This is a genomic window from Blautia massiliensis (ex Liu et al. 2021), assembly GCF_052064225.1.
GTDB lineage: Bacteria > Bacillota > Clostridia > Lachnospirales > Lachnospiraceae > Blautia_A > Blautia_A fusiformis.
The window spans coordinates 16,665-26,881 of record NZ_JBQHWA010000007.1; the positions used below are offsets into that span (position 1 = coordinate 16,665).

The 10,217-nt window shown below is 44.5% G+C and carries 8 protein-coding genes; 2 read left to right on the top strand and 6 right to left on the bottom strand.

The genetic code is table 11. The features are described 5' to 3' along the window. The first annotated feature begins 227 nt into the window (after positions 1 to 227). Positions 228 to 440 carry a TOBE domain-containing protein gene (locus tag ACTNDQ_RS03950; protein ID WP_015527392.1) on the top strand — a complete coding sequence of 71 codons (213 nt, stop codon included), beginning with the start codon at positions 228 to 230 and terminating at the stop codon, positions 438 to 440. Further along, positions 433 to 1,353: a substrate-binding domain-containing protein gene (locus ACTNDQ_RS03955; RefSeq protein ID WP_144094762.1), complete on the top strand. Its 921-nt coding sequence runs from the start codon at positions 433 to 435 to the stop codon at positions 1,351 to 1,353. The genes ACTNDQ_RS03950 and ACTNDQ_RS03955 overlap by 8 nt, the downstream gene beginning before the upstream one ends. A 110-nt stretch (positions 1,354 to 1,463) precedes the next feature. On the opposite strand, the gene ACTNDQ_RS03960 is transcribed toward ACTNDQ_RS03955, so the two are convergent. From ACTNDQ_RS03960 to ACTNDQ_RS03985, 6 genes are read right to left on the bottom strand one after another with little or no spacing between them, the layout of a single operon-like run. Then, positions 1,464 to 2,549 (bottom strand): acyltransferase family protein, encoded by a 1,086-nt coding sequence (locus ACTNDQ_RS03960; RefSeq protein ID WP_441063802.1) that lies wholly within the window; start codon positions 2,547 to 2,549, stop codon positions 1,464 to 1,466. Positions 2,550 to 2,564: 15 nt separating this feature from the next. Then, entirely contained in the window at positions 2,565 to 5,333 is a 2,769-nt protein-coding gene (locus ACTNDQ_RS03965; RefSeq protein ID WP_441063804.1) for a CDP-glycerol glycerophosphotransferase family protein, read from the bottom strand. Positions 5,334 to 5,356: 23 nt separating this feature from the next. Beyond that, on the bottom strand, positions 5,357 to 7,021 hold the full coding sequence (locus ACTNDQ_RS03970) for a CDP-glycerol glycerophosphotransferase family protein (protein WP_441063805.1): 1,665 nt from the start codon (positions 7,019 to 7,021) through the stop codon (positions 5,357 to 5,359). 14 nt (positions 7,022 to 7,035) lie between these two features. Then, positions 7,036 to 8,232: a CDP-glycerol glycerophosphotransferase family protein gene (locus tag ACTNDQ_RS03975; RefSeq protein ID WP_015527396.1), complete on the bottom strand. Its 1,197-nt coding sequence runs from the start codon at positions 8,230 to 8,232 to the stop codon at positions 7,036 to 7,038. 27 nt (positions 8,233 to 8,259) lie between these two features. Then, entirely contained in the window at positions 8,260 to 9,207 is a 948-nt protein-coding gene (locus tag ACTNDQ_RS03980) for a hypothetical protein (protein WP_441063807.1), read from the bottom strand. Between the two features lie 24 nt (positions 9,208 to 9,231). Beyond that, positions 9,232 to 10,134, bottom strand: a complete 903-nt coding sequence (locus ACTNDQ_RS03985; protein WP_278795923.1) for an undecaprenyl-diphosphate phosphatase — start codon at positions 10,132 to 10,134, stop codon at positions 9,232 to 9,234. Between the last annotated feature and the right edge of the window lie 83 nt (positions 10,135 to 10,217).

The following is a 10,217-nucleotide window of genomic DNA, read 5'->3' on the forward strand; positions in this document are numbered from 1 at the left end:
TTCTTGTCAAGCTATAAGGCATTGCTGTTTTTCTCTACAAGTGCTATCATAAATACATAGTTGACAAGCCAGACGGATGTTCACGATCCGCTTCGTTTCTTATCATGAGTGGCTTACAGCACTCCTGATACAGACAAATCCCACACAAGGTTCATTGCTCTGCACAACGGAAGCAGGGAACTTGCCTGATCCGGTTCATTCAATATTCAAGAAAAGGAGAATTACTTATGAAACTCAGTGCACGTAATCAGTTAAAAGGAAAAATCATCAACATCAACCAGGGAGCTGTAAATTCCATCGTTTCCATCGATATCGGTGGTGGAAATATCATCACTGCTACCATCTCCTGTGCGGCGGTGGAAGAACTTGGACTGAAAGTAGGCTCTGATGCTTACGCAGTTATTAAGGCAACCAATGTTATGGTAGGTATCGATGAATAAAGTCTACACAGCACAGGAAGTTGCAGATAAACTAAAGATCAAAAAATCCACAGTATATGACCTGATCAAACGCGGAGAGCTTTCCTCCTCCAAAGTCGGCAAACAGCTGCGGGTCAGCGAGGAACAGCTGTCTCAGTATCTTAAGGGTTCGGAATGTTCTGCGTCTTCTGCTCAGTCTTATGATCACCAGCCGGAGAGTTCTCTTTTGAAAAGGGATTATCTTCTGCATTCCAGTGGACTGATCATCAGCGGACAGGCTTCTCCGGCTCTGGATCTTCTCCTGAATCAGCTTCCCACACACCCGGATAATCTGCCGGTTCTGCAGTCTCACATGAATACCTACAACGGACTGTATTCTCTCTATTTTGAAAAAGTCCACATTGCCTGTGCATCCGCCTCACCGGAAGATATCCATAGCCTTATACCCGGTATCCCACTGACTGTGATCTCTCTGTGTCAATATCCCGTCGGCTTCTATGTAAAAAAAGAAAATCCCAAGAATATCCGGGGATTTTCTGATCTTACACGGGCAGATATTATTTTTGCGAACCGCGAAAAAGGAAGCAGCCGTCGTATCCTTCTTGACCGTACACTTCTGTCTTCCGAAATTTCACCGGATTCCATATCCGGATATCGAAATGAGCTTGTTACCGATCACTCCACGGCTGCTGCAGTGGCTGGCGGACAGGCAGACATAGCTCTTGGCGAGGCCTGTGTAGCGAGAAGCTTTCCGGAGCTGGATTTTCTTCCTGTTTGCCAGGAATCACTCTTCCTGGTTATGCAGACCAAAAATCTGAGCACCCCCGGCTTTCAGGCCGTAGCAGAAACCATTGCATCCGAACCTTTCCGCCGGTTCCTGTCCCTCCAGACCGGATATGATACAAGCCATACAGGAGAAATATTTTCTATCTGAGCCTGTTTCTACACAATAAAAATCCTGAATGCTGATATCTATCAGAAGCCTGGACATCTATTCTGTCCGGTAAAAAAGATGTTTATCAGAATTCAGGATTTTTTATATTTTTACATAATCTGTTCTGCTTTCACACAGATGTTCTGGATCAGGCGGTTGTATCCGCTTACCTTTTTCAGCCATTCCAGCGCTATGGATACTGCCAGTGAAGCCAGCAGAAGCGTCAGTGTATTGGTCAGAAAATATCCACTCACATACACAAAAGAGTATTGTCGTAGAAATGTATGTGTCAGAAATATATTCATGGAATGTTTTCCGAGGAACAATAAAATCTGTCGCACTCCCGGAATGACATTAATAAATTCGCAGCAAAATGCCATAAATACAATTGGATACACACCCCAGTGGATCTCACTGTATACCGTCAGCGGCAAAGTTCTGTACGCTTTATACAAAATAAACACCGCAAGAAGCTCCAGAAGAAATTTGAAAACATGCTTCATTCCAGCATTCCATATCTTAAACCATCGGTTAAACAGATCATACTTGGCTACACACATTCCCATGAGAAATACCGGTAAAAATGCATAAATACCCGTAATTCCCATAACCTCCATGGAAATTGTCCGTGGAAATGCCGCAACAGCCACAAGAATAAATACCAGATATTCTTCCTTTATCATAAACAGCGGCACGCAGATGATAAAAATGATCGCCGCACTCATATACCACCAGGTTCCGTTCAGAGTCGAAGTTCCGAAAAGTTTCGCCAGACCAAAAAAATCCAGCACCATTGCGCTAACACCTTTGGCAATATTTCCGTTTCCGAAATATCTGGTCACGGCATAGCCGTTATAAAGCTGTAAGATCACAACAGAAAACCCCCATATGATCCAGAACCCTCCCATTGTTTTTATCAGTCTTTTGGCTGTCCACTTGCCAGGTGTAGAATTATTTTTTCTATAACTGAGATACAGTCCGTATCCGGAAATAAATGCATAGATCGGTACACAGATCTTAAATGTTCTGCACAGATACATGATCCAATCTGCTGAAAACGGAGTGAAAACAACATTCAGCCCCTCAAATCTGTCTTGACTCAGATACATATGATGGAACAACATCATAACAATGGCAATGCCCTTTATCGCCTGAGAATTATATTTATCAAACTTTATTGCCTGCTTTCCTTCCAAAATCCAACCTCCATATTACCGATTCTCGATGATCCTCTCATAAACTCGTTTGGAACAGTTACGATCATTAAATGCAAAGGTCTCATCCATTCGTTTCCGATATTCCTCTTTCATCTGACAGCTGTCTGCCATATATTCGATGATCCGTTCCACAGTTCCATCCAGTGTATGCTCCACCTCTCCGAAGCCATCTCTCTCATAGTCAAAGTATCCCTCTGTGTAGGAATGCGCGCCACTGAAAAAGCTGTCTCTGTCAAACTGGGAGTATACGATGGGTTTTCTCAAATATGCAAAATCAAAGGCAACCGAAGAATAGTCTGTGATCATCAGATCTGTCTGGGCAAAAATGTCCTTGTAGGAATAAGACGAATCCATAAATTTTACCCGTGGATCATGACGGAACATATGCAGACCGTCAATGGTATTTGGGTGAGGCATGAAGCAGATGGTATATCCGTATTTCTCTGCCGCTCCCAGAAGTCTTTCGTTGTTGAGAAGATCATCATAAAAATGGAAATATTCGCTTTCCTTAAATTCTTTTCCAAGCTGCCATACTCCTCTGGCATCGGTTCCTGAGGAAAGGCTCTTGCGCCAGGTAGGCATCACCGTCACATACTTACGCTCATCATGGACCAGACGGTCATAACGCGGCATTCCCGTAAGCCAGATATTTTTTTCCGGATAAAAATAGTCATAGGTAAAGGCAGAATCATATTCCGGCTTTGTGCTGACGATAAATCCGAAAAGATTACGGTTGTATTTGTTCAGCCACTTGGACTGGTTGTCTTTGGTCACACCATGCTGCAAAAATACCAGCTTTTTGTCATAGATGATATCGCGGTACAGATACTCCAGCTTTCCAAAAGGATTGATCACCGGTTTGTTAGCCTGGGAGGACAGTGAAAATTCATTCAGCAGGAACAGAAGCTTATGCTTCCAGGAGAAAGGCTCCACAACCTTTCCAAGCTTCTTCATTTCCACATAATCCTGTGTATCCTTGTTGACTACAAAGTACGGCTCCACCGTAGGATCCGGATTGGCGCAGAGATAGCGGAACATCACTTCGCCGTTGTCATCTCCGCGTGTTGTACGATCAGAGATCAGCCAGATCTGCTTTTTCTGCTTCGCCTTCTGCATCTCGTAGAGCTTACGCACGAGAACTGCCTTTTTTCCGGCCTTTCCCTGAGAAAATATTGCTTTGGTGCGTTTTTTCTTCAGCTGTCTCTCCCTGCTCTGACTGTATGGCTCTACCGTTACTTCATACTGATGGCCCAGAACCTTTGCATCTTCCTGATCCTCTCCACGGATCATCCGGACTTTTTCGTTAAGATACAGAAGCTTATCCTCTATGTGCAGGAAAAGCGGCAGCTTCTTTGTAAATGGCACATATTTTCCGTAGGAAATATTGTACATTTTGTTTACATTTCCATCTGTGCCTGTGCCCCAGCTGATAAACTCCCGGATCTCAGAAAGCGGGATGTCCACGATATACAGCTTCTCAACGGCACTTTCTTCTCTGCACCAGCCGGTTCTTCCCAGTGTATATTTCCATCTGGCTTCATAGGTGTTGCCACCAGTCATCATATATGCACGGTTTGTCCTGCTCACAGGCTCCACAATGGAAAATTCACAGTGCAGCTGGTCTTTTTCCGGCTGGAATATCTTGACACGGAGATTGTCATATATGGGATTCAGGATCGTGTCTGCCTGATCCGGAAATTTTTTGCATATATCCGGATAATATTTCCGGAGAAGATATACTTTGTTTGCCCTGCTGATATGCTGATTGGACATCACGATCTCCGGAAACTCCATCTGCTTCAGGAAGCTTTCGATGCCTTCCCCATATCTGCACTTTTTCTCTTCATCAAGCTCCTCGTTATCAAATATGATATCAGCTATTTTTGCGCTGTAATACAGCAGCACATAATCTGCATTTTTTTCATGAACAGGATTTTCTTTTATTCTGCAGTCTGCGATCTTTCGGAAAAATTCCTGATAAAATACCTCCAGCTGGTCCGGATCCTGCAGCATATTCTTCCAGTCCTCCACCATGAGATGGTCCGCAAGGATCTGCACATAGATATCTTCCCCTGAAGCCACTCCCAGACTCCGGCAGCTTACAACGGACCGATATACCATGGTCATCACATCAAGATACCAGATCTCCGGACGGATCTCGGATACCCATTTCACCTGATCTGCGGCAAATGTGTAAGCGGTATACAGCTGATGCAGAAGATATACATTATTATCCAGCGTTGTTTTTTCGGTGAAACGGTTACAGTAATTATTATGCTCCCGCACATGGATATTTCCTTTTCCACGGATCTTTGTTAGGACAACATCTCTGTTCTCTTCCTCAAAGCAGCGTCTGATCTCTGCACTGGATTTTGGGGAAAAACGGATTCCGGCTTTTGCAAAAACAACATAGCTTCCGGCTATCTTATCCTTCAGCTCCGCCACAAGATCCCCGCATTCCAGTCCGTCAATATATAAAAGATCCCGGTCATCCAGCATCTCCCGGAAACGAGGATCCTCCGGATTGAACTCTCCGTAGATCTTATCCAGCTCTTCGTCCTTGAGCTCTTTCTCCTTTTCTCCGGCTTCCTCCAGCTCCCGCATGTCCCGTTCATCAGGAATATCCATATCTCCTGCAATGCGTACTGCAAGGATCTGTACCGTTCCTTCCGGTATGACCTCACGTACATTTTTAAAGGTTCTGTAAAGCTTTGCGGTATCTTTTGCAAAAACAACTACTGAAAATTCATACTCCCTGTTCATATTGCTCCTTTTGTATCCTTATATTAAAATTTTTTCTCTTTCAGCCTTCTTTTCAGTTTGTCCGGTATCTGAGCATTGGCTATATATTCATAGATTCGTTTGCTGTTGTCATTGTCCCTGTAGGGAAGAAGCTCATCTCTTCTTCCTGAAAATTCCGGTTTTTCACGGAATCCGTTCCTCGCATATTCTCCGATAAGGTCTACCAGCTGGTTCTGATCCCATGCCAGATCTCCGAAAACATCTTTTTTGTAGTCCATATAGCTTCCCTGGACTTTCTCATAGGTTTCCAGATCAAAGGGATAAAATATCACCGGTTTTTCCTGATAGTAGACATCCCAGGAAACAGAAGAATAATCGGTGATCAGCATATGGCAGCTCATCAGAAGCTGATTCAGCGGCATGGTCCCAAATGGGATCAGCCGGATATGCCTGTCTTCCACCTGAAAGCTCCGGATATGTTCCCTGAATTTCGGATGGATATAAAAGTTCAGCGTGATATTTTCCTTTTCCAGAAGAGTCTTAAGCCTCTCATCCTGCAGAAATGCTTTATAACGCTGATAGTATTCACTTTTTTTAAACTGCTCCTCGCTGATATCCTCCAGCCAGCTTCTCCATGTAGGCATCAGCAGGATCTCTTTATGAGCCGGATCCGACTTGTCCTCCAGCACATCCCATCTGGCCAGACCAGTGATGATGATCTCTTCATTATCGTATCCGAAATAATCATGGATGATCTTCTGTTCATAGCCCGAAGACACCACAAACAGTGCCATCTGATTGCCTCCGCCTTTGTGGAAGGTCCTGTGGCATTGCTTGAAGCCCATCACTCCATGCTGGAGAAATACAATGTTCTTCCGTGCCTGATACAGAACCTTGTAGATGCTGTTGGGCGAATCCCAGATATAAAAATGCCGGATCGCATCGGTGGATATCAGATACCGTGCAGCGCTGAGATAGATCATGTACTTAAATGACATGAACTGGATCACATTGGCATCATACTCTTTTACAGCCTGATAATCCGGACATTTTTTATCTATTACATAAAAAATCCGACTTCTGTCCTTCTCCGGTGCATGCTCCATACAGTACCGGAAAAAATAGAGGCCGTTGTCCTGTGCCATTGTACAGTATTTCTCGCAGATCAGCCATAATTTCTTATGATCCCAGTAAGGTTTCAGGATAAAATAGCAGAACAATGCAAGAAATTCTTTTGCTATAAATGCATAGCTGTCATATTTCGAATCATATTTCCGGTATTGAATGGTAAACTGCCTTGCTCCGTTGACAAAGGGATAAACCATATGCCCATCCCCGGTTCTGGTCCATCTTGGAAAAAGGATCAGCTTAAGTTTAAGTTTTGAACTTAAGCCTCCCAGGATCGCATCCTCATAATTTCCTTTTCCTTCTTTATCCACAGATGCCACCACATCCCAGAATGCGGTTTCCATAGGATACTGATCTACATTGATCTGTGCATGATACACGATCGTATTTCCTTTTTTTGCTGTCTGCATTTCAAAAGGAAAGCTTGTATCCAGCACTGTATTTCGCTGTTTCAGCTTCAGGGAACGGATCCTTCCTCTGGATCCTTCCAGCTCAAAACTGATCTTTATGGTTCCTTTTGTCAGCGAAAATTTCCTGGTTTTTACCTTGATCTCCGCCGGAGCTTCCATTAACTGCTGCAATTTTTCACCACCTGTTACATTTCTTTGATCGCTTTGTAATTTCTTTCACAGTTCTTTGTATCCCACAGATCAAAATATTTTCCGTGTCTTTCCAGATAGATCTCTTCATTGGCAAATCCCTGCTTATGCAGGCGGATCAGCCAGTCCGTTACTTCCTGTTCCGTTACACATACCGGACCGAAGCCATCTTTCCGGAAATCAAAATACCCGATCTGATGATGACTTTGCCGGAATTTTTCATTGTCAAACTGGTAGTAGACCAGTGGCTTTTTCATGTAGGCAAAGTCCATGGCCACACTGGAAAAATCAGTCACCAGCACTGCGGACTCTTTAAGGAGTGTCTGCACATCGTACTCAGGCCAGGACGCCACTGTGATCTTCGGATGATCCACATGAAAATATTTCAGGAACCGGTGCATTTCCCTGTGCGGATAAAAGATGATCTGAAGATCGTTCTCCTCAATGTAGCGGATCAGTCTCTCATCCTTGAGAAGTGCATCCCAGTACCGGTAATAATCGGTTTCCATGAATTTCTGTGCTTCCAGCTCGTGATCAGAGGCTGAAATCTCATTGCGGATATACATACGCCAGGTCGGCATGATCAGGATCTGGTTCTTTTTTACCTTCATATCATGAAGCTGATCAAAACGACACAGTCCCAGCTCCTGCACATAGCCTTCCGGATATCCGTACCGGTCATTGACATATTTCCACTCATCATAGGTACTGGTAACAAAAAGGCTCATTTTTGTATGCGGATAGTACAGAAAACTAAGATCTGCCGTAATGATCCCATGCTGCAGGAACGCCCGCTTGTTCCGAAGGATTCCGTAAACCTCCAGGACATAGCAGATGGCTGCGTTTGGTTTTCCCATTTTCTGGGAGCTGATATTTTTTGATGCAGCCAGATAGTAGATCCAGTGGCGGAAGCTTCCATACTGGATCACAGGTCCCAGATCTTTTACCCGGGCATAATCCGGAGATTTTCTATTGATGGCGTACACTGCATCCTCACTGGTATTTTCTCTCAGATATTTGTACAGCCAGAATCCGTTATCCCGGCATTCATTCTCTGTATCACAGAGAAGCCAGAGATCCCTGCGAAAAAGTCTGTAGACCATCGCAATGGGAAATGCCAGGATAAACTTGATGATGTGAAGCAGATCCCCAGGTTTTACTCGTTTCAGTTTTTCAAGAAATGTCTGTTCCATGTTTCCCTCTGTTTACAGGATCCCGGTTTATTCCTCTGACCAGTCTCCGTTATCATCCCAGACAATCTCTCCGTCTCCGCTGTCATCTGTATCTGTACTGTTGTCAAGAGAATCGTCACCGCTTCCGCTGTTGCTGCTGTCATCTACATAGTCGCCGCTATCATCACTGCTGTCATAGTTTCCATCATCACTACTGTTGTCGTAGCTTCCGTCATCGCTGCCGTCGTAGCTTCCGTCATCGCTGTTGTCATAGCTTCCGTCATTACTGCTGTCATAGCTTCCGTCATCACTGTTATCATAGCTTCCATCATCACTGTTGTCATAGCTTCCATCACTGTTGTCGGAAGAAGTATCCGTGATACCGGAAGAACTATCTGTCAGATCTGAAGCATCTGTGCTGTCTGCGGAATCACTGCTGTCCGCCTCACTGTTATCCGTTTCCACATTGCCAATAGTGCTCTTCTCACTCTTGTCACTGAGGCTTGTATAGGTCAGGTATGCTTCTCCGTTATCGATCATCAGTTTTGCCTTTTCCATATCGCTCAGCTGTACACTGTAGATCTCATAGGCATTTCCGTCTCCGTCTACGATCTTCATATCATAGATGGCATCTCTTGCAGAATCCGGGGTGTAATACATCTGCACCTGCTCCGCATCTTTGATGGTAGCTTCTGCAGGAACAAGACTTTTGCCCCATTCTTCCCCTCCTGCCGCGCGGAGATAGATCTCACGGATCTCTCCCTTCGTGCTGTTGGTAAGATAAATAAATTTTGCAGTACTGGTCTTTACACCGATCAGCTTCGGTGCAGGTGTAGATGTGGGAAGCGGTGTGGATGTAGCCGGTGCAGCCGTAGGTGCGGCTGTAGGAACCGGTGTTGGTGTCACCTCTGCTGTTTCCTTTGATGATTTTCCACAGCCGGCAATACCAAGCGCCGTCACTGCTGTCAGTACGATCAAAAGCTTCTTATATTTCATAATGATTACCTCCAGATTGCAGTTTTATGCTAAAAATGTTTTTCCAACGAAGTATCCGAGCACCAGGATACCAAGGATGATCCTGTACCAGCCGAATACTTTAAAATCGTGTTTCTTGATATATCCCATCAGGAATTTGATGGCAAGAACAGATACCACAAAGGATACCACAACACCTACGATCAGGATGATCAGCTCTGTGGAGCTGAAGGCAAAACCGAATTTGACCAGTTTCAGAAGACTTGCTCCGAACATAACCGGAATTGCCAGGAAAAAGGTAAATTCTGCTGCAACCGTACGGGATGTTCCTGCAAGGATTCCTCCGATAATGGTAGATCCAGAACGGGATGTTCCCGGAATCACGGAAAGCACCTGGAAGCAGCCGATGATCAGCGCTGTCTTAAAGGAAAGCTCATCCAGTCTGGTGCAGGTTGGTCTGCGGCGTTTGTTGTAGTTCTCGATAACGATAAAAAGCACACCATAAACGATCAGCATGATGGCAACGACCACATAGTTGTAAAATTTCTTTTCAATAATGTCATTAAAAGGAAGAGCGATGATGATCGTCGGCAGACATGCTACCAAGATCTTAAACCAGAGGATCCACTTATCCCTATCACAGTATTTTTCTACAAAAGTAAGGACAGTTCTGGGTACTGCCGGCTGTTTACGCAGTGCCATCTGTGTTTTCTTCGGGATTTTTCTTATGTAAAAAGGCCACAGCTTGTTCCAGTACAGTACAACAACTGCCAGGATCGCGCCAAGCTGGATCACCACCAGGAAAAATTCCATAAATGCCTCGGATACATTCAGCTTGATGAACTCATCCACAAGGATCATATGTCCGGTACTGCTGATCGGAAGCCACTCGGTGATTCCCTCCACAATACCGAGAAGGATAACCTTCAGTAATTCTATAAAAATCATGTTAACTCCTTTCCAAAAGCAAGATAAGGACAGGGCCGGTATGTGAACGACGGCCCCGTCCTTATCAGTATATTACATATTTG

Excerpts from the sequence above, each read along its gene's own strand:
- ACTNDQ_RS03950 (WP_015527392.1), top strand. The coding sequence starts at position 228 with ATGAAACTCAGTGCACGTAATCAGTTAAAAGGAAAAATCATCAACATC.
- ACTNDQ_RS03955 (WP_144094762.1), top strand. The coding sequence starts at position 433 with ATGAATAAAGTCTACACAGCACAGGAAGTTGCAGATAAACTAAAGATC.
- ACTNDQ_RS03965 (WP_441063804.1), bottom strand. The coding sequence starts at position 5,333 with ATGAACAGGGAGTATGAATTTTCAGTAGTTGTTTTTGCAAAAGATACC.
- ACTNDQ_RS03975 (WP_015527396.1), bottom strand. The coding sequence starts at position 8,232 with ATGGAACAGACATTTCTTGAAAAACTGAAACGAGTAAAACCTGGGGAT.
- ACTNDQ_RS03980 (WP_441063807.1), bottom strand. The coding sequence starts at position 9,207 with ATGAAATATAAGAAGCTTTTGATCGTACTGACAGCAGTGACGGCGCTT.
- ACTNDQ_RS03985 (WP_278795923.1), bottom strand. The coding sequence starts at position 10,134 with ATGATTTTTATAGAATTACTGAAGGTTATCCTTCTCGGTATTGTGGAG.